This is a genomic window from Micromonospora sp. NPDC048907 (genome assembly GCF_055586885.1).
Map to the genome: position 1 here is coordinate 786,688 of NZ_JBVJHI010000002.1, position 19,030 is coordinate 805,717.

The following is a 19,030-nucleotide window of genomic DNA, read 5'->3' on the forward strand; positions in this document are numbered from 1 at the left end:
GGCCCCGCCCGCCCGGGCCCCCCCCCGCCGGCGGGCCCCCCCCCCCCGGGGGGGGGGCCGCCCACCCCCCCCCCCCCCCCGGGGGGGGCGGGGGGGGGCCCCCGCCGGCCCCCCGCCCCGCTCCCGTCTGTCCGAACAAGATCCCGCTCCACTTTCGCTCGTCCTGAACAAAAGTAGCGGGGATTGATGGAAAACTTTTGGCGTCAAACTCTTCTCTTTGGTCGCGGGCGCAAATATCGTCTCGCGTAGAACCTGGCCAGGCTCTCGTCCCTTCCAGCGACCTCCTCAGCCTCCTCCCGAGGCTGGGGAGGACCCGCGTCCAGAAGAGAGGCAGTCAGGACATGAACAACACATCGCACGGCATGAGCCGTCGCCGGGTGCTCGGCACCATCGCCGGGGCGGCGGGCGCCGTCGCCACCGCCGGGCTCGCCCCGTCGGCCGCCTTCGCCGGCAACGGGGTGCTCGTCCCGACCGGCAAGCGGGGCATCATCCTCTACAGCGTCCGCGACCGGATCAGCGCCGCCCCGGACGCCACCGGCGTGCCGTACGGGTTCGAGCGGGTGCTCGCCCGGCTCGCCGAGATCGGCTACAAGGAGGTCGAGTTCGCCGGGTACACCCAGCACGCCTCGATCCTCGGCCGCCAGATCACCCCGGCGGAGATCCGCAAGATCCTGGACGACAACGGGCTGCGCGCCAACGGCTCGCACGCCTCCGTCCCGGGCACGATCACCCCGGACACCATCGCCGCGTTCGAGCAGACCCTCGACACCGCCGAGATCCTCGGCATGACGCACATCGGCACCGGCAGCGACCCGACCGGCAGCAACTACCAGGCCGACTGGGACGCCGCCGTGGACCGGTGGAACACCTTCGGCGAGATGGCCGCGGCACGTGGCCTGAAGCTCTACACGCACAACCACGACGCCGCGTACGACTTCCTGCGCGACAGCGGCCCGCTGGACGCGCAGGGCCGGCCGACCCGGTCCTCGGGTGTGCGCAAGCTGGAGTACTTCATCGCGCGGACCAACCCGGAGTGGGTCTGGTTCGAGATGGACATCTACTGGGCGCACGTGGCCCAGCACCGGTTCCGCAGCTACACCGACCCGGACGGGGTGACCCAGACCAGCGTCTTCGACCCGCTGGCCGTGGTCGCCGCGCAGACCAAGCGGTTCCCGCTGTTCCACGCCAAGGACGGCACGTACGACCCGGCCAGCGCGGCCGGGTACGAGATGGTGCCGCTCGGCCAGGGCGACATCGACTACGGCACCTTCTTCGCGAACATGGGCGCGAAGGGTTACCACAACCCGATGTGGGAGCAGGACAACGCACCGGGCGGCGCCGCCGACCCGGGCCGGTCGCTGCGCTACGCGGAGATCAGCTACCAGCACATGTCGGGTCTGCGGGGCTGACGGACTCGACACCGGATCGCAGGGGGCCGCACCGGGGAACCGGGGCGGCCTCTCGCGTCACACGGTCGTGACGGCGGTGTGGCACATTCGGGGGGAGGTGATCGTGATGACGATGGTCGGACCGGAGACCGCCGACCAGGCGCGGCTGCTGCGCCTGCTGCGTGACGACGGCCCGCGCTCGCGGGTCGAACTGGCCGACGCCCTGGGCCTGCCCCGGGCCCGGTTCACCGCCGAGGCGGACCGGCTGGCCGCGCAGGGCCTGGTGGAGACCGCCGGGCCGGCCGCGTCCCGGGGTGGCCGGCGCTCCTCGCTGCTGCGCGTCGGTGGGCAGGTGCGCTTCGGCGCGGTGCGGATCGGCGACGGGCGGCTGGCGGTGGCGCTCACCGACGGCGAGCTGACCCCGCTCGCCCGGCACGACGAGCCGGTCGACGTGCGGCTCGGCCCGGAGGTCGTGATCGGCCGGGCCGTCGAGCTGCTCGGCAAGCTGCGGGCCGAGGCCGGGCTGGCCCGGCTGACCGGCGTCGGCGTGGCGCTCCCCGCCCCCGTCGCGGTCCGCGAGGGCGCCCCGGTCGCCGCGCCCGCCCTGCCCGGCTGGCACCAGTTCCCGGTACGCGACACGATCGCCGCCGAGCTGGGCTGCCCGGTGCAGGTCGACAACGACGCCAACGTGATGGCCCTGGGCGAGCGGCACGCCGGAACCGGCCGGCCGTTCGACGACTTCCTCTACGTGAAGCTGGGCGACGCGGTGGGCTGCGGGCTGGTGCTCGGCGGGGCGCTGTACCGGGGCGCGGCCAGCGGCGCCGGGGACATCGGGCACCTCCAGCTCACCGAGGACGGGCCGCTCTGCGGGTGCGGCAACACCGGCTGCGTCGAGGCGTACTGCGGTGATGCCGCCCTGGTGCGGGAGGCGGTGGCGGCCGCGCGGGCCGGGCGCTCGACGGCGCTCGCCGACCGGCTGGCCGCCGCGGGCGCGCTCACGGTGGCCGACGTGGCCACTGCGGCGACCGCCGGGGACCCGGCCGCGCAGACGCTGGTCCGCGACGCCGCCCGCCGGCTCGGGCAGGTGCTGGTCGGCCTGGTCAGCTTCGTGAACCCGGCCATCGTGATCATCGGCGGCGCGGCCCCGGGCATCGGGCCGGTCCTGCTCGCCGAGATCCGGGGCGTGGTCTACCGGCGTTCCACCCCGCTGGCCACCGGCAGCATGCCGATCGTCCTCTCCGACCTCGGTGACCGGGCCGCCCTGGTCGGCGCGGCGCGGCTGGTCAGCGACCACATCTTCGCCGCCCGGTGAGGAGGGGCCCCCGGTCCGGCGGGGCCCCTCCTCGCCCGGGTCAGTCGCGGCTGCTGCTGAAGGCCGCGTCGAAGGCCGCGGACGGGGCGTCGAAGGCGAGCCGGCGGACGAACTGGAGCGCCTCGGGCGCGCCGACCAGGCGGTCCATGCCGGCGTCCTCCCACTCGATCGAGATCGGTCCGGTGTAGCCGATCGCGTTCAACGCGCGGAAGCAGTCCTCCCACGGCACGTCACCGTGGCCGGTGGAGACGAAGTCCCAGCCCCGCCGCAGGTCCGCCCAGGGCAGGTGGGACGAGAGCCGTCCCCGCCGGCCGTCCCCGGTGCGCACCTTCGCGTCCTTGCAGTCGACGTGGTAGATCCGGTCGGCGAAGTCGAAGATGAAGTTGACCGGGTCCAGCTCCTGCCAGACGAAGTGCGACGGGTCCCAGTTCAGCCCGAACGCGGGCCGGTGGCCGATCGCGTCCAGCGCCCGCTTGGTGGTCCAGTAGTCGTAGGCGATCTCGCTGGGATGCACCTCGTGGGCGAAACGCACGCCCACCTCGTCGAAGACGTCCAGGATCGGGTTCCACCGGTCGGCGAAGTCCTGGTAGCCGCGCTCGATCATGGCGGGTGGGACCGGCGGGAACATGGCCAGGGTGTGCCAGATCGACGAGCCCGTGAAGCCGACCACGGTCTTCACACCGAGCTTCGCCGCCGCCCGGGCGGTGTCCTTCATCTCCTCGGCGGCGCGGCGGCGTACGCCCTCCGGCTCGCCGTCGCCCCAGATCCGGGCGGGGAGGATGTCCTGGTGCCGCTCGTCGATCGGGTGGTCGCAGACCGCCTGCCCGACGAGGTGGTTGGAGATGGCGAAGACCTGGAGGTTGTGCTTGGCGAGGGTGGCCCGCTTGCGGTCCACGTACGACTCGTCGGCGAGCGCCTTGTCGACCTCGAAGTGGTCGCCCCAGCAGGCGATCTCCAGACCGTCGTACCCCCACTCGGCGGCCAGCCGGCAGACCTCGTCGAACGGAAGATCGGCCCACTGGCCGGTGAAGAGCGTGATGGGTCGCGCCATTGTCCTTCTCCCCTGTCGTGATGGGGGATTCCGTAGCGGACCGGGGCGAGGGCGACCGGCGTGCGGGCGACCTCGACGGGCACCGGTGGACGCGGTCGCGTCTGGGCCCGACGGGTTGCGCCTCCCACCGGGTCACCGGCCACCTCGCGGTCGCCGCCCTCACTCTAGGTCGGCCGGGGCCGGCGCGGAAGGCCCGGAACCGTCAGGCCGGCTCGGCCTCGTCCTCGGGAGCGGGCAGTTCGGCGCGGACCAGCCAGCCGCCCTCGGGGCACGGGCCGGCGTGGAAGGCCCCGCCGACCGACTGGGCCCGCGCCCGCAGGCCGGCCACCGGAAGGGCCGGCCCGTCGCCGCGTACCTCGATGCTGAGGCCGGCCGGGTTGTAGCGCAGCCGGACCGCGACGGCCGACCCCGGAGCGTGCCGGCGCGCGTCGGTCAGCGCCTCCTGGATGATCCGGTACGCGGCCGCGTCGACCGCGGCGGGCAGCGGGCGGGGCTGGCCGCCCACCCGCCAGCGCACCGGCTGGCCGGCGGCGAACTCGTCGATGAGCGCGTCCAGCCGGGTGAGGCTGGGCGCGGGCCCGGTGGACGGCGCCGGCGGCTCGGCGCGGCCCCGCACCCGGAACAGGGCGGCCCGCAGCACGTCACCGACGTTCGGGCCCGACCGGGCGACCCGACGCCACCGCTCCAGGCGTCCCACACGGTCACGGTACGGCAGCACCCCGGTGGCGGGCCGGGCGGATCCCGCAGGTCGCCCGGTCCGCCGCCGGTCCGCCGGTCAGGGCAGGGTCCACTTCTGGTTCGCCGCGCCGGTGCAGGTCCAGAGGTGTACGGGGGTGCTGTCGGCGGAGTTGTTGCCCGAGACGTCCAGGCACTTGCCGGACTGCGGGTTGCGCAGCGTGCCGTCGGCCTGCGCCGACCAGTTCTGCGCGCCGCTGCCGTTGCACGTCCACAGTTGGATCTTCGTGCCGTCCGCCGACCCGCCGCCGGACACGTCCAGGCACTTGCCGAGCGCCCGGACCGTCGAGTTCGGGGTCACCGTCCAGGTCTGCGCGGTGCTGCTGTTGCAGGTGTAGAGCTGGATCTGGGTGCCGTCGGCCGTCGCGCCGCCCCGTACGTCCAGGCACTTGCCGGCCAGGCCCCGGACCGGACCCGTGCCGCCGCCGCCCCCGCCGCCCCGGACCAGGGTGAAGTCGTCGACGTCGTACAGGCCGGTGCCGGTGCCGGCGAAGGTCAGCCAGACGGTCTGGCTGCCGGCCGGCACGCCGGTCAGCGCGGTGCTGACGTCGGCGAACGTGGTCCAGCCGCCGGTGTTGGGCACCGCCACCTGGCCGAGCACGGTGCCCGTCGGCGAGCCGGTGCGGAGCTGGAGGGTGCCGCCCGGCCCGCCGGAGACCACCCGCGCCCGCAGCGCGGTCACGCCGGTCAGGTCCAGCCCCTGGTACGCGGCCCAGTCGCCCGGGTCGACGTACCCGAGGGTCTGCCCGCCGTTGGCGCCGGCCTTGGTGAACGGGGTGACCCCGCTGGCCGAGCTGAACGCCTCGGCCTGCACGGTGGTGCTGCCGGTCGGCGGGTTGCCGCCCAGCTCCTTGATCCGGATGTTGCGGAACGAGACGTCGTCACCGGTGCCGTGGTTCTGGATGCCGATGTGGCCGGCGAGCGAGCGGGCCGGGTCGGTGTTGGTGAAGTCGTTGATCTTCACGCCGTTGAGGAAGACCTGGAGCCGCTCCCCCTCGACCAGCAGCTCGTAGGTGTTCCACTCCCCCGCCGGGTTGAGCGCCGCGTCCCGCGCGGGCAGGTCGGCGGATTTGAAGGTGTAGACCGCGCCGGTGGTCCGGTCGGGGCTGTCGGTCGGGTCGATCTGGATCTCGTAGCCGTTGTCCACGGCGGACCAGGGGTCGCTCGACGGCGGGAAGCCGATGAAGACGCCGGAGTTGTCGTCGCCGGCCAGCCGCCAGTCCAGCTTCAGCGAGTAGTTGGTGAACTGCCGGGCGCTGTACCAGTACAGGCCCATCCCGCCGACCGAGGTGAGGGTGGCGTCGGCGTTGGTGAAGCTGCCCGGGCCGGCCTGGGACCAGCCGGTGGTGGCGCCGTTGTAGAGCGCCGCGTAGCCGGTCTCCGGGCGGCAGTCGGCCTTGCTGCGGCCGGCCGCGTACCGGATGCCGCCGAGCAGGTGGGCGCGGAACGCCGGCTCGGCGTAGGACGCCTGGGTGTGGCCGCCGCCGGTGTAGAAGGACCGGCCGCCCGCGTACGTCTTGCACCAGGCGTGCGGGTGGTCGGCGCCCATCCCGCCGCCCGAGTACGACGACTCGTCGAGGGTGGCGAGCACGTGGGCGGTGGACCGGGCGTTCGTGCGGTAGTTGTACCACTCGTCGGTGCGGTTCCAGGTCTGCGGCAGGTGGGCGGTGGCGGCGTGCGCCCGGTCCTCCACCCGCACGGTGGCCGGCTGGATCGCCGGGTGGGAGGCGAACCAGGCGCCGACCAGGTTGCCGTAGAACGGCCAGTCGTACTCGGTGTCGGCGGCGGCGTGCACGCCCACGTAGCCCCCGCCCGCGCCGACGTACGCCTCGAAGGCGGCCTGCTGGGTGGGGTCGAGCACGTCGCCGGTGGTGTTGAGGAAGATCACCGCCTCGTACCGGGCGAGGTTGGCGGCGGTGAACTGGGCGGCGTCCTCGGTGGCGGTGACGGTGAAGTTGTTGGCCGCGCCGAGGTCGCGGACGGCCTGGATGCCGGCCGGGATGGCGTCGTGCCGGAAGCCGGCGGTCTTGGAGAAGACCAGCACGTCGTAGGGCGCGTCGGCGGCGGCCGCCGGGGTGGCCGGGGTGGTGCAGGCGAGGGTGGCGAGGACGGCGGTGGCCGCGCCGAGGACGGTGCGGAGGAGTCTCATGTCGCTCTCCAGTGCCGGACGGGGTGCGGGGCCGGCGGACCGGCCCCGCACCGTCGGATCAGGGCAGGGTCCACTTCTGGTTCGCCGCGCCGGTGCAGGTCCAGAGGTGTACGGGGGTGCTGTCGGCGGAGTTGTTGCCCGAGACGTCCAGGCACTTGCCGGACTGCGGGTTGCGCAGCGTGCCGTCGGCCTGCGCCGACCAGTTCTGGGCGCCGGTGCCGTTGCACGTCCACAGCTGGATCTTCGTGCCGTCGGCGGTCGCGCCGCCCGAGACGTCCAGGCACTTGCCGAGCGCCCGGACCGTCGAGTTCGGGGTCACCGTCCAGGTCTGCGCGGTGGTGCTGTTGCAGGTGTAGAGCTGGATCTGGGTGCCGTCGGCGGTCGCGGCGTTGCGCACGTCCAGGCACTTGCCGGCCAGCCCGCGGACCGGCCCGGTGCGCGCGCCGGAGGTGGTCAGCATGAACGAGTCGAGGTCGTAGAGCGCGCCGGCACCGCCCGCGAAGGTGAGGTAGAGCGTGGTGGTCCCGGCGGGCGGGTTGGCGACCGCGCCGGTCACCGTGGTGAACGTGTCCCACGCCCCGGTCACCGGAACGGTGGCCGAGCCGAGGACGGTGCCGGTCGCCGAGCCGGCCCGCACCTGGAGGGTGCCGCCCACCCCGGCGGAGGAGACCCGGGCGCTGAACCCGGTGACGTTGCCGAGCTGGTAGGGCTCGAACGCGATCCAGTCCCCGTTGTGGATGTCGCCGACGGTCTTGCCGCCCTCGGCGGTCGCCTTGTCGAAGGTGTTGATGCCGGCGGAGGTCTTGAAGTGCTCGGCCTGCCGGTGGCGGGGCTGGAGGGTGTGCTGGGTGTGCGTGGTGAGGCCGCCGGCGTCGGTGTACTCGGCGTCGAAGATCGCGAAGATGTTCGCCGCGTCGTCGTGTTCGCCGTCGACGGGGATGCTGATCGACCCGGTGCAGCCGGTGGCCGAGGTGATCTGGTGGCCGTGCTGGTCGTGGCCGAGCACGTAGGTCATCTTGACCTTCGTGCAGTCGATCGTGCCGTCCTCCGGGTCGGTGACGGTGATCTGGAAGGGCACGGCGTCGCCGAAGGAGAAGAGCTGGCCGTTGCCGGGGCTGTTCACGGTGACCGTCGGCGCGGTGTTGCCGACGGTGATCACCACGCTGGCGGTGCCGGTGGCGCCCTGCGGGTCCCGGACGGTCAGCGTGGCGGTGTAGCGGCCGTTGGCCGTGTAGGTGTGCGACGGGTTGGCCGCCGTGGAGGTGCCGCCGTCCCCGAACGCCCAGGCGTACGTCAGCGCGCCGCCCTCGGGGTCGGACGAGCCGGCCGAGGAGAAGGCGACGGCCAGCGGGGCCGCGCCGGACGTCCTGTCGGCGGCGGCGCGGGCCACCGGGGCGCGGTTGCCGCCGCCGAGGTAGTCGAAGCGGTACAGCGCCGAGTTGGCGTCGCCGTTGAAGTAGCCGGTGCCGTAGTCGAGCACGTAGTAGGCGCCGTCCGGCCCGAACGCGGAGTCCATCACCTGCTTGCCGGTCCACGGGAAGGAGTCGATGGTGCCGGGCGAGCCGTCGGCGTTGAGGTGGATCGGCTTGATCCAGCCGCGGCCGAACTCGGTGGCGAAGAACTGCCCGTCGAAGGACTGCGGGAACTTCGTGGTGGACGGGTTCGCGGCGTTGTAGCGGTAGACCGGGCCGGCCATCGGCGACTCGGAGCCGCCGCCGAACTCGGGCGGGCTGCCGGCGTCGCCCGCGTACCGGATCCAGGCCGGTTTCGCGGCCGGCAGGGTGCTCTGGCCGGTGTTGCGGAACGAGTTGTTGGTCGGGCCGCCCGCGCAGTTGAACTTCGCGCCCGCGGTGCCGGTGGCGAAGTCCCACTCGGCGTACGTCTCGGCCGCCGTGTTGGTGCCGGTGCAGTACGGCCAGCCGTAGTTGCCCGGCCCGGTGACCCGGTCGAACTCGACCTGCCCGGACGGGCCGCGGGCCGAGCTGGTGCCGGCGTCCGGACCGTAGTCGCCGACGTAGACGATGCCGGTGGCCTTGTCGACGCTCATCCGGAACGGGTTGCGGAAGCCCATGGCGTAGATCTCCGGCCGGGTCTTCGCGGTGCCGGCCGGGAAGAGGTTTCCGGACGGGATCGAGTACGACCCGTCGGCGTTCACCTTGATCCGCAGGATCTTGCCGCGCAGGTCGTTGGTGTTCCCGGCGCTGCGCTGCGCGTCGTACGCGGGGTTGCGCTCGGTCCGCTCGTCCAGGGGCGCGTAGCCGCCGGAGTCGAACGGGTTGGTGTCGTCGCCGGTGGAGAGGTAGAGGTTGCCGGCGGCGTCGAAGTCGATGTCGCCGCCGACGTGGCAGCACATGCCCCGGTCGGCCGGCACGTCGAGCACGTCGACCCGGCTCGTCTGGTTGAGCGTGAAGTCGGCGTTGAGGTTGAACCGGGAGAGCCGGTTGACGCCCCGCCACGCGGAGAAGTCGCTGCCGGTCGCGGGGGCGTCGCCGGCCGGGGTGGACAGCGGGGGCGCGTAGTAGAGGTAGATCTGCCGGTTGCTCGCGAAGCCGGGATCGACCCCGACGCCCTGGAGCCCCTCCTCGTCGTGGTTGTAGACGGGCAGGGTGCCGATCACGGTGGTGACGCCGGCGGCGTCGGTGCGCCGGAGCGTGCCGTTGCGGGCGGTGTGCAGGACCGAGCGGTCGGGCAGCACCGCGAGGGACATGGGTTCGCCGGTCTCGGCGACGCCGCGGGCGAGTTCCACCTGCTGGAAGTCGCTCGCCGGGATGGGGTGCGCGGACGCGGGGACGGGGGTCGCGGCCAGGCCGACCGCGCCGGCGGCCGCCGCGAGCAGCAGCGCCGATCCGGCGGGGAGCCATCGTCGGGTGGGGGTGTGGTGGGGGCTGGACATGCCTCTGCTGTCCCTTCCTGACGCGCGCAGCCTGGATCGGGCGCGCGTCGCGCCGGATGCCGTGCGGGGATGCTGCGCCGGGCCCGCCGGGTGCGGCCCGGCAGGCCGTGACCGCCGGTGGTTGCGGCCGGCAGGTCACCTCGACGAGGGTGCCGGGTGCGGGCGGTTCACCTCGACGAAACAGCTAGGTGCTTGCGGACGACATTAAGACCTTTCGATCCGCCTGTCCATAGCTTCCGCTGATTCCGGAACTACTTTCGTCAATGAGCGACAAAAGTGGGGTCAGCGGCGCCGGTCCACGGCCCGGGCCGCCAGCTCGGCCAGCGCCGCCCGGGCCGGCTCCGCCAGCGGCAACCCGTCCAGCGCGCTCAGGGCCTTGCCGGCCCGGGACCGGATCATCCGCTCCACCGCCGCCCGCGCCCCGGACGCCTCCACGATCGCCCGCACCTCGGCCGCCCCCGCCGGGCCCAGGGCCGGATCGCCGACCAGGGCGCCCAACCGCGCCACCCCCGCCGGGCCCGCGCCCGCCCGGGCCAGCGCCATGAGCACCGTCGGCTTGCCCTCCCGCAGGTCGTCCAGGTTGGACTTCCCGGTCACCGCCGGGTCGCCGAAGACACCGAGCAGGTCGTCGCGCAGCTGGAAGGCATCCCCCAACGGGTCGCCGAACCCGGCCAGCGAGGCCACCACGTCCGGATCCGCGCCGGCCAGGGCGGCCCCGAGCTGCACCGGCCGGGTCACCGTGTAGCGGGCCGTCTTGAGCCGCACCACCGCGAGGGCGCTCTCCACCGAGCCGTCGCCGGCCGCGGCCACCACGTCGAGGTACTCCCCCGCGATCACCTCGGCCCGCATCCGGGCGAACACGGCGTGGCCCCGGCGCAGCCGCTCGGTGTCCAGCCCGCAGCCGTGGAACATCTGGCCGGACCAGGCGGCGCAGAGGTCGCCGCAGAGCAGGGCCGCCTGCCGGCCGTACGCCTCCGGGTCGCCGTGCCAGCCGGACCGGGCGTGCCACTCGGCGAAGACCCGGTGCACGGTGGGCCGGCCGCGCCGGCGGTCGCTGCGGTCCAGGATGTCGTCGTGGATCAGCGCGAAGGCGTGGAACAGCTCCAGCGCCGCCGCGGCCACCACGATCGGGGTGCCGTCGGTGCCGCCGAAGCCCCGCCACCCCCAGTAGCAGAACAGGGGCCGCAGCCGCTTGCCGCCGGCCAGGACGAACCGGCGGAGCACTGCGTGGACGGCCGCCGTGCCGTCGTCGTCCGCCCGGCCCGGCCGGCGCTCGTGGAGGAACGCGGCGAGCGCGGCGTCGAAACGGCCCCGCAGCAGGGCCGTGTCGGTCGGTGCGACGGCAACTGTCACAGCGCCTCCCGGGGCGCCCCATCCGGGCAGATCCCGAGCTGGTCGGTATCCATGGCTGACAATACCGCGCGTGCCTGTCCCGCCGACTCCACCGGACAGCCGCTTCAGCCCCGAGGCCCGCCCAGGTCGGCGAGGTCCAGCCGGCCGGACTGGCCGTAGAACTCGACCGGGTTGCGCCACAGCACCCGGTCCACGTCGTCCTCGCTGAACCCGGCGAGCAGCATGGCCTCCCCGGTGGCCCGGGTGAGCAGCGGATCCGAGCGCCCCCAGTCGGCGGCCGAGTTGACGAGCATCCGCTCGGTCCCGTACGTCCGCAGCAGCTCGACCATCCGCGGCGGCGACATCTTCGTCTCCGGATAGATCGAGAAGCCGAGCCAGCAGCCGGTGTCCCGTACCAGCTCCACGGTGACCTCGTTGAGGTGGTCGACCAGCACCCGCCCGGGCTCGATGCCGGACTCGGCGACCACGGCCAGCGTGCGCGCGACGCCGCGCGCCTTGTCCCGGTGCGGGGTGTGCACGAGGGCGGGCAGGTCGTGCGCCACGGCCAGGGCGAGCTGACCGGCGAAGGCGGCGTCCTCGGCCAGGGTCATCGAGTCGTAGCCGATCTCGCCGACCGCCACCACGCCGTCCTTGTCCAGGTAGCGCGGGAGCACGTCGAGCACGGGGCGGCAGCGGGGGTCGTTGGCCTCCTTCGGGTTCAGCGCCACCGTGGCGTGGTGCCGGACGCCGAACTGGCCCGCCCGGAACGGCTCCCACCCGATCAGCGAGTCGAAGTAGTCCACAAAGGTGTCCACACTGGTCCGCGGCTGCCCCAGCCAGAACGCCGGCTCCACCACGGCCCGTACCCCGGCCGCCGCCATCCGCTCGTAGTCGTCGGTGGTCCGGGACGTCATGTGGATGTGCGGATCGAAGATGCGCATCACGCCTCCGGCGCGGTGGTCGACGGCGAGCGGGCGCCGAGCCGGTCGAGCAGGTCGGCGGCGTCGGCGGGCATGCTCCGGCCCGCCGCACGCCGCTCCGTGGCGAGCCCGGCCAGCATCACGGCCAGCTCGCCGTCGGCCCGGCCGGCCAGGTCGTCGACGACGGCCAGCGGCACGCCGATGAAGACGCACTTGAGCACCGCCTGGCGCCAGGCCGGCTGCTCCAGGTGCCGGGCGTACGGGCCCAACGCGGCGGCCACCAGCCGGGTGTCGTCGGTGCGGATCGCGTCGTGCAGCAGCGGCACGCACTCCGCGCCGATGGGCAGCAGGGCCAGGGCCCGCAGCACGGCCCGCTTCTCGGCGGCGTCGCCGTGCCGGTAGAGCGCCTCGGCGGCCGCCGCGTGGCCGGTGGGAAGCGCGGTGAGCAGCAGCGCGCGGGCGGCCTCGTCGACGGTCCAGCCGGGACCGCCGGGCAGCGGCCCCCGGCCGCACCTGCGGGCCGCTGTGGCGAACAGCCGCGGGATCGCCGCGGGATCGGTCGCGACGCGGCGCAGGGCCGCGTCCAGCCACCGCGGATCGGGTACGCCCCGCAGCGCGGTGCGCAGTCGGTCGGGTGTCATGCCGTCTCCCCTCCGAGCCGCGTGGCCGGGTGTCCGCCTCCCGTTCTCGGGCCGGTCGGCCGGTGCGGCCGGGGAATCCCGGTCCGGCCGCACCGGACGGCCGTGCTGGTTCGTGCCGGCCGCGGGTTCGGCGCGGCGGCACGCTCTCCGGGGCCGACCTCGTCCCCGCCGCGGGGCGCAACCGCGGCGGGCCCTCGCCGGTCGGCACCGGAAAGCCCTTCGGGTCGGCGCGCGGAGCGCCGCCGTGGTCCGGTCAGGTGGCCACTTCGGCCAGCGCGGGCTCCACCTCCGTCCACGCGGCCCGCTCGGCGGAGCGGGTCACCGCGTCGAGCACGAGCTGGACCTGCAACGCGTCGGCGAACGACGGCGTCGGGTCCACCCCGGTGGCGACCGCCTCGACGAAGTCACGCATCTGGTGGGTGAAGGAGTGCTCGTAGCCGATGATGTGGCCGGGCGGCCACCACGCCGCCAGGTACGGGTGCTCCGGCTCGGTCACCAGGATCCGGCTGAAGCCCTGCTCGGCGGCCGGCCGGGTGGCGTCGAGGAACTCCAGTTCGTTGAGGCGTTCCAGGTCGAACACCACGCTGCCCAGCGAGCCGTTGATCTCGACACGCAGGGCGTTCTTGCGGCCGGTGGCGAACCGGGTCGCCTCGTAGGTGGCGAGCGCGCCGCCGTCGAGCCGGGCCACGAAGACGGCGGCGTCGTCCACGGTGACCGGGCCGGTCGCCCGGCCGTTGCCGTCGGCCTGCGCGGCCAGGCCGCTCGACCCGGCCGGCAGCGGCCGCTCCTTGACGAACGTCTCGGTGATCGCGCTGACCCCGGTGATGAGCTGCCCGGTCACGTACTGGGTCAGGTCGATGATGTGCGCGCCGATGTCGCCGAGCGCGCCGGAGCCCGCCCTGTCCTTCTGCAACCGCCAGACCAGCGGGAACTGCGGATCCACGATCCAGTCCTGGAGGTAGACCGCCCGGACGTGCCGGATCTCGCCGAGCCGCCCGTCGGCGACGAGCTGCCGCATGAGGGCGACCGCGGGCACCCGGCGGTAGTTGAAGCCGCACATGGCGCGTACCCCGGCGGCCTGGGCCCGGGCGGCGGCGGCCGCCATCTCCCGGGCCTCCTCGACGGTGTTGGCCAGCGGCTTCTCGCACAGCACGTGCTTGCCCGCGGCCAGCGCGGCGAGGGCGATCTCGCAGTGGCTGTCCCCCGGTGTGCAGATGTCGACCACGTCGATCTCGTCGGACTCGACGAGCCGCCGCCAGTCCGTGGTGTGCCCGTCCCAGCCGAGCCGGCCGGCGGCCTCGGCCACCTTCGGCTCGTCCCGGCCGCAGACCAGCGCCATCCGCACCTGCGCCGGTAGGTCGTACACGCGGTTCACGGTGCGCCACGCCTGGGAGTGCGCGGCGCCCATGAACGCGTAGCCGACCATGCCGACGCGCATGAGGTTGTCGTGAGTGGACAAGGTGGGTCTCCCCCCGTGTGTCAGAACCCGAGCTTCAGGTAGCTGCTCGCGTTCTCCTTGGTGATCGTCTCGGAGGCGAGGACGATCTCCTTCGGTACCTGGAGTTCGACCAGGTCGGACATGCCCTTGCCCTGGCCGATCAGGCGGGCCAGGGTGATGGCCGAGGAGGCCATCGACGGGCTGTAGGTGACGGTGGCCTTGAGCACCGTGTTGTCGGCCGCGATGGCCTCCATGGCCTTCTTCGAGCCGGCGCCGCCGACCATGAAGAACTCCTTGCGGTTGGCCTGGTTGACCGCGGCGAGGACGCCGATGCCCTGGTCGTCGTCGTGGTTCCAGATCGCGTCGATCTTCGGCAGGGCCTGGAGGAGCCCGGTCGCCTCCTGCTGGCCGGAGTCGGCCGTGAACCGGGCCGCCCGCCGGTTCCGCACCTTGAACCCGGCCTGGGCCAGGGTGTCGGCGAAGCCCTTCGACCGCTCCTGGGTGAGCTCCAGCTCGTCCATGCCGGCGATCTCACCGATGACCGGGGCGCTGACGCCCTTGGCCTTGAACTGCTCGATCATGTACGTCGCCGCGGCGACGCCCATGCCGTAGTTGTCACCCTTGATCTGCAGCCGGTAGGCCTTGGCGTCCGGGAAGGCCCGGTCGAGGTTGACCACCGGGATGCCGGCCTTCATGGCCTCCAGGCCGAACGCGTTGAGCTCCTTGCCGTCGTGCGGCAGCAGCACGATCACGTCGGGCTTCTGGGAGATCAGGGTGGACAGCGCCGCGCGCTGGGCCGCCGCGTCCGCGCCGGCCTCCACGCTCTTCAGCTCCACGTCGGAGTACGCGCCGGCCTGCGCCTTGGCGTTGTTGGTGATTGCGGCGATCCAGCCGTGGTCGGCGGCCGGCGCGGAGAAGCCGATCGTCACCTTCTTGCCGGGTTCGCTGTTGCCACCGGCCGCCGCGTCCTTGGTCTGGGCGGCGGTGGGGGCCTGCTCGTTGCTGGTGCAGCCGGCGAGCAGCACGCCGGCGGAGAGCGCGGCCCCGCCGAAGAGCAGCCGGCGGCGTGACAGGTCACTTGTCATGACGGCCTCCTGAATGAGGTGGTGGGGTGTTTTCGGGTGCGGCGGGCCGGACCACCGTCGTGGGGACGGCGGTCTGGCGGGCGCGGTGGGATCAGGTGGTGGTGGCGCGGTTGCGGGCGAGGAACTGGGTGAGGCTGCGGAACTGCACCTGCTGGACCAGGACGGCGATGACGATGATGCCGCCCTTGACCATGTTCTGGGCCTCGGTGGAAAGGCCGTTGATGGCGAAGAGGTTGGTGATCGTCGAGAAGATGATCACGCCGAGCAGGGAGCCGATGATGGTGCCCCGCCCGCCGCTGAGCAGCGTGCCGCCGATGATCGCGGCGGCGATCGCGTCCAGCTCGTAGAGGTTGGCCATCGCCGCCTGGGCGGAGGTGGCCTGCGCGGTCAGCATGATCGCGGCGATGCCGCAGCAGAGGCCGGAGAGCGCGTAGAGCAGCACGGTGTGCCGGCGGACGTCGATGCCGGCGAGCCGGGCCGCCTCGGGGTTGCCGCCGACGGCCACCGTGCGGCGGCCGAAGGTGGTCCGGTTGAGCAGCACCCAGCCGGCCGCGACCACCGCGGCGAGGATGTAGACCAGCAGCGGGATGCCGAGCAGCTTCGTCGTGGCGATGCCGTTGATGAAGCTGTCGTTGGAGACCTGGGTCTGCTTGTCGGAGATCTCGGCGGCCAGGCCGCGCGCCGCGACCATCATGGCGAGGGTGGCGATGAACGGCACCAGCCGCCCGTACGAGATGAGCAGGCCGTTGACGACCCCGACGGCCAGGCCGACGGTGAGCGCGCTGAAGATCATGCCGCCGGCGCCGTAGCTCTGGGTGGCGAGCGTGGTGCACCAGACCCCGGCGAGCGCGACGATCGCGCCGACCGAGAGGTCGATGCCGCCCCCGATGATCACGAAGGTCATGCCGACGGTGACCACGCCGACCACCGAGGCGAGCTTGAGGATGGTGAGCGTGTTGTCCCACACCCAGCTCGCGTCGCCGTAGAGGTCGGGCCGGGTCAGTATCCCGATCACCACCAGCACGACAAGCGTCGCCACCAGGCCGAGGTTGCGCTTGGCGCCCTCGCCGCGGTCGCCGCGCCACCAGGAGAGCCGCGGCGCGGCGTCGGCCCTCGCGGTCTCGGCCGGGTCGACCGGCGGCGACTGGGCGGGCAGCCCGGCCGCCCGCTCCGGCGCCGCCGTGGGTGTCGTGTCGCTCATGCTGGCGCGCCTTCCATGAGGGACCCCGCCATGACGAGGTCGAGCACGGTGTTCTCGTCGAGTTCGCCGGCCGGGGCCTCGCGGACCACCCGGCCCTCCCGCATCACCAGCACCCGGTCGGCCAGGCCGAGCACCTCGGGTACCTCGCTGGAGACCAGCAGCACCCCGACGCCCCGCGCGGCGAGTTCCCGGATCACCTGGTAGAGCTCGGCCCGGGCGCCCACGTCCACGCCCCGGGTCGGCTCGTCGAGCAGCAGCAGCCGGGTGTCACCGAGCAGCCACCGGCCGACCACCACCTTCTGCTGGTTGCCGCCGGACAGGGTGCGCACCGGCCGGCGCACGTCCCGGGGGCGCAGCTCCAGGGAGGCGGCGATCCGGTCCGCGGCGGCCCGTTCCCGCCCGGCGTCGGTGAAGCCGAGGCGCGCGTACCGGCCGAAGGTGGCCAGCGTGACGTTGCGGTAGATCGGTTCGCCGAGCAGCAGCGCCTGGCTCTTGCGCTCCTCGGGGGCCATGCCCATGCCGGCCTTCACCGCCGCGCCGACGCTGCCCGGACGCAGCGTCCGGCCACCCATCCGGACCGTGCCGGCCTCCGCGCGGCGGGCCCCGAAGATCGTCTCCAGCAGCTCGGAGCGGCCCGAGCCGACCAGCCCGGCGATGCCGACGATCTCCCCGGCCCGCACGTCGAGCGAGACGTCGGCGAACTCGCCCTTGCGGGTCAGCCCCTCCACCCGCAGCAGTTCCTCGCCGGCGGTGTCGTCGGCGGGGCGGTCCGGGAAGACGTACTCGATGGTCCGGCCGGTCATCCGGGCGACCAGGTCGCGGGTCGGCGTCTCGCGGGCCGGCAGGTTCGCCGCGGTGGTCCGGCCGTCCTTGAGTACGGTGACCCGGTCGCCGATCTCGCGGATCTCCTCCAGCCGGTGGGAGATGTAGATGACCGCGATGCCCTGCGCGGTGAGTTCCCGGATGATGCGGAACAGGTTGCCCACCTCGTCGTGGGCGAGCACCGCGCTCGGTTCGTCCATGATGATCAGTCGGGCCTCGTGGGAGAGCGCCCGGGCCATGCTGACGATCTGCTTGCCGGCGGCCGGCAGGTGGCGGACCAGCCGGCCGGGCGGGATCTCCGGGTGGCCGAGCCGGGCCAGGATCTGCCGGGTCCGGCGGGCCATGTGCCCGCGCCGGACGAAGCCGAGCCGGCGCGGCTCGTGGCCGAGGAAGGCGTTCTCCGCCACCGACAGGTCCTCGACCAGGTCGAGTTCCTGGTAGATGGTGGCGATCCCGGCCCGCATGGCGGCCTGCGGGTTGGCGAAGGCCGCCGGCTCGCCGCGCCACACCGCCTCGCCGGAGTCCGGCCGGTGCACCCCGGCGAGCACCTTGATGAGGGTGGACTTGCCGGCGCCGTTCTGCCCGAGCAGGCAGTGCACCTCGCCGGCCCGCACCTCCAGCTGGACGCCGTCCAGCGCGCGTACGCCCGGGAAGGTCTTGACCACGTCGGTGAGGCGCAGCACCACCTCGCCCGCGACGGTGTCGGCGGGCGCCTCGACCAGCGGTTCGTTCGTCACCTGGGCCTCCTCGTTCATGCGGCTTCGCCGAAGGCGAGGTCGCTGGCGAGCACCGCGGCGCCGGCGACGCCGGCGCGGGGACCCAGCTCGGAGAGGACGACCGGCAGGTTGCCGGTGGCCAGCGGCAGCGAGCGGCGGTAGACCACGCTGCGGATCTCGGCGAGCAGGATGTGGCCGAGCTGGGCGAGCCCGCCACCGATCACGATCATCGACGGGTTGGTGAAGCTGACCAGGCCGGCCAGCACGCTGCCGACCCGCCGGCCCCCGTCGCGGATGAGCTGGATGCAGGTAACGTCCCCCTCGACGGCTCCCTGCGCGACGTCCAGCGCGGTCACCGCGCCGCGGGCGGCGAGCCGCTCGACCAGCGCGGGCGACACCTCGGTGCGGGCCGCGGTGGTGGCCGCCCGGGCCAGCGCGGCCCCGCTGAACACCGCCTCCAGGCAGCCGAGGTTGCCGCAGGAGCACATCGGACCGTTCGGGTCGACCTGGATGTGGCCGATGTCGCCGGCGCACCCGTCGGTTCCCCGGTAGACCTCGCCGTTGAGGTAGATGCCGCAGCCGACACCGGTGCCGATCTTGATGAACAGGAAGTCGTCCACCGAGTGGGCGACGCCGCCGTGCCGCTCGCCGATGGCCATGATGTTGACGTCGTTGTCGACCACCGCCGGGCAGCCGTGCTCGCGGGTGAGCAGCTCACGCACGGGGAAGCGGTCCCAGCCCGGCATGATCGGCGGCGAGACGGGCACGCCGTCCCGGAAGCTCACCGGACCGGGCACGCCGATGCCGATCGCGTCGAGCCGCTCGTACGCGCCGTCCACCCTGGCCTTGTGCAGCAGCTCGTTGACCCGCTGGAGGGTCACCTTGGGGCCGGAGCGGATGTCGGCGGGCTCGGCGTAGGCGGCCACCGGTTCCAGCCGGCCGTTCACCACCTCGACGTCGATCGAGCTGGCGCCCAGGTCGACCGCGGCGAAGCGCAGGTGCGGGCTCAGCTCGACCAGGGTGGACCGCCGGCCGCCCCGGGACGCGGCCAGCCCGGCCTCGGCCACGTAGCCGAGGTTGACCAGCCGCTCCAGCTCGGCGAGCAGGCGCGGGCGGGGCATCTGGAGCCGGTCGCCCAGCTCGGCGCGGGAGACCGCGCCGTCGTCCCGGAGCGTTCGCAGGAGCTGCACGTGCAGGGGGTCGACCGTCCGCACCGGGACTCACCTCCGCATCGGAGTCGTTCACATCGACGCAACGGCGACGTGTCGTGTCCGACACAGTAGGAGCGTTCGAGGTCACGTGTCCATAGCTTCGGCACATCCGGTCGAAAGTTTTGTCCATCTGAGC

General features: G+C 73.5%; 14 protein-coding genes. 2 read left to right on the plus strand and 12 right to left on the minus strand.

Features of this window, described 5'->3' with window-relative positions:
* Nucleotides 1-341: 341 nt before the first annotated feature.
* Both ACZ6PY_RS08770 and ACZ6PY_RS08775 read left to right on the plus strand, forming a co-directional pair.
* Nucleotides 342-1,409 (plus strand): sugar phosphate isomerase/epimerase family protein, encoded by a 1,068-nt coding sequence (locus tag ACZ6PY_RS08770; RefSeq protein WP_466070523.1) that lies wholly within the window; start codon nucleotides 342-344, stop codon nucleotides 1,407-1,409.
* A gap of 106 nt (nucleotides 1,410-1,515) precedes the next feature.
* Nucleotides 1,516-2,700 carry an ROK family transcriptional regulator gene (locus tag ACZ6PY_RS08775; RefSeq protein WP_466070525.1) on the plus strand — a complete coding sequence of 395 codons (1,185 nt, stop codon included), beginning with the start codon at nucleotides 1,516-1,518 and terminating at the stop codon, nucleotides 2,698-2,700.
* Between the two features lie 40 nt (nucleotides 2,701-2,740).
* On the opposite strand, the gene ACZ6PY_RS08780 is transcribed toward ACZ6PY_RS08775, so the two are convergent.
* The 12 genes from ACZ6PY_RS08780 to ACZ6PY_RS08835 all read right to left on the minus strand — a co-directional run bounded on the left by ACZ6PY_RS08780 (nucleotide 2,741) and on the right by ACZ6PY_RS08835 (nucleotide 18,897).
* Complete coding sequence (locus ACZ6PY_RS08780) at nucleotides 2,741-3,751, minus strand: sugar phosphate isomerase/epimerase family protein (RefSeq protein ID WP_313718781.1); 1,011 nt, start codon at nucleotides 3,749-3,751, stop codon at nucleotides 2,741-2,743.
* A 202-nt stretch (nucleotides 3,752-3,953) separates the two neighbouring features.
* On the minus strand, nucleotides 3,954-4,448 hold the full coding sequence (locus ACZ6PY_RS08785; RefSeq protein ID WP_466070527.1) for a sensor histidine kinase: 495 nt from the start codon (nucleotides 4,446-4,448) through the stop codon (nucleotides 3,954-3,956).
* Nucleotides 4,449-4,526: 78 nt separating this feature from the next.
* Nucleotides 4,527-6,635, minus strand: coding sequence for a ThuA domain-containing protein (locus tag ACZ6PY_RS08790; RefSeq protein ID WP_466070529.1), 2,109 nt, complete (start codon nucleotides 6,633-6,635; stop codon nucleotides 4,527-4,529).
* Between the two features lie 58 nt (nucleotides 6,636-6,693).
* Nucleotides 6,694-9,528: an RICIN domain-containing protein gene (locus ACZ6PY_RS08795; protein ID WP_466070531.1), complete on the minus strand. Its 2,835-nt coding sequence runs from the start codon at nucleotides 9,526-9,528 to the stop codon at nucleotides 6,694-6,696.
* A 282-nt stretch (nucleotides 9,529-9,810) separates the two neighbouring features.
* Nucleotides 9,811-10,881: a polyprenyl synthetase family protein gene (locus ACZ6PY_RS08800; RefSeq protein ID WP_466070533.1), complete on the minus strand. Its 1,071-nt coding sequence runs from the start codon at nucleotides 10,879-10,881 to the stop codon at nucleotides 9,811-9,813.
* Nucleotides 10,882-10,985: 104 nt separating this feature from the next.
* On the minus strand, nucleotides 10,986-11,801 hold the full coding sequence (locus ACZ6PY_RS08805; protein ID WP_466070535.1) for a TatD family hydrolase: 816 nt from the start codon (nucleotides 11,799-11,801) through the stop codon (nucleotides 10,986-10,988).
* Entirely contained in the window at nucleotides 11,801-12,421 is a 621-nt protein-coding gene (locus ACZ6PY_RS08810) for an EboA domain-containing protein (RefSeq protein WP_466070537.1), read from the minus strand. Before ACZ6PY_RS08810 ends, ACZ6PY_RS08805 begins: the two co-directional genes overlap by 1 nt.
* A gap of 253 nt (nucleotides 12,422-12,674) precedes the next feature.
* Nucleotides 12,675-13,880: a Gfo/Idh/MocA family protein gene (locus ACZ6PY_RS08815; protein WP_466070539.1), complete on the minus strand. Its 1,206-nt coding sequence runs from the start codon at nucleotides 13,878-13,880 to the stop codon at nucleotides 12,675-12,677.
* Nucleotides 13,881-13,900: 20 nt separating this feature from the next.
* The gene (locus ACZ6PY_RS08820) at nucleotides 13,901-14,944 is read right to left on the minus strand and encodes a substrate-binding domain-containing protein (protein ID WP_466070541.1); all 1,044 of its coding nucleotides are present in this window, start codon (nucleotides 14,942-14,944) and stop codon (nucleotides 13,901-13,903) included.
* Nucleotides 14,945-15,035: 91 nt separating this feature from the next.
* Entirely contained in the window at nucleotides 15,036-16,145 is a 1,110-nt protein-coding gene (locus tag ACZ6PY_RS08825; protein ID WP_466070543.1) for an ABC transporter permease, read from the minus strand.
* Complete coding sequence (locus ACZ6PY_RS08830; RefSeq protein WP_466070545.1) at nucleotides 16,142-17,704, minus strand: sugar ABC transporter ATP-binding protein; 1,563 nt, start codon at nucleotides 17,702-17,704, stop codon at nucleotides 16,142-16,144. The genes ACZ6PY_RS08825 and ACZ6PY_RS08830 overlap by 4 nt, the downstream gene beginning before the upstream one ends.
* 14 nt (nucleotides 17,705-17,718) lie before the next feature.
* The gene (locus ACZ6PY_RS08835; RefSeq protein ID WP_262282113.1) at nucleotides 17,719-18,897 is read right to left on the minus strand and encodes an ROK family transcriptional regulator; all 1,179 of its coding nucleotides are present in this window, start codon (nucleotides 18,895-18,897) and stop codon (nucleotides 17,719-17,721) included.
* Nucleotides 18,898-19,030 lie beyond the last annotated feature (133 nt).

What these genes read in the sequence shown, in the direction of transcription:
- ACZ6PY_RS08770 (WP_466070523.1), top strand. Translation starts at nt 342, where the DNA reads ATGAACAACACATCGCACGGCATGAGCCGTCGCCGGGTGCTCGGCACC.
- ACZ6PY_RS08775 (WP_466070525.1), top strand. Translation starts at nt 1,516, where the DNA reads ATGACGATGGTCGGACCGGAGACCGCCGACCAGGCGCGGCTGCTGCGC.
- ACZ6PY_RS08780 (WP_313718781.1), bottom strand. Translation starts at nt 3,751, where the DNA reads ATGGCGCGACCCATCACGCTCTTCACCGGCCAGTGGGCCGATCTTCCG.
- ACZ6PY_RS08790 (WP_466070529.1), bottom strand. Translation starts at nt 6,635, where the DNA reads ATGAGACTCCTCCGCACCGTCCTCGGCGCGGCCACCGCCGTCCTCGCC.
- ACZ6PY_RS08795 (WP_466070531.1), bottom strand. Translation starts at nt 9,528, where the DNA reads ATGTCCAGCCCCCACCACACCCCCACCCGACGATGGCTCCCCGCCGGA.
- ACZ6PY_RS08805 (WP_466070535.1), bottom strand. Translation starts at nt 11,801, where the DNA reads ATGCGCATCTTCGATCCGCACATCCACATGACGTCCCGGACCACCGAC.
- ACZ6PY_RS08810 (WP_466070537.1), bottom strand. Translation starts at nt 12,421, where the DNA reads ATGACACCCGACCGACTGCGCACCGCGCTGCGGGGCGTACCCGATCCG.
- ACZ6PY_RS08820 (WP_466070541.1), bottom strand. Translation starts at nt 14,944, where the DNA reads ATGACAAGTGACCTGTCACGCCGCCGGCTGCTCTTCGGCGGGGCCGCG.
- ACZ6PY_RS08825 (WP_466070543.1), bottom strand. Translation starts at nt 16,145, where the DNA reads ATGAGCGACACGACACCCACGGCGGCGCCGGAGCGGGCGGCCGGGCTG.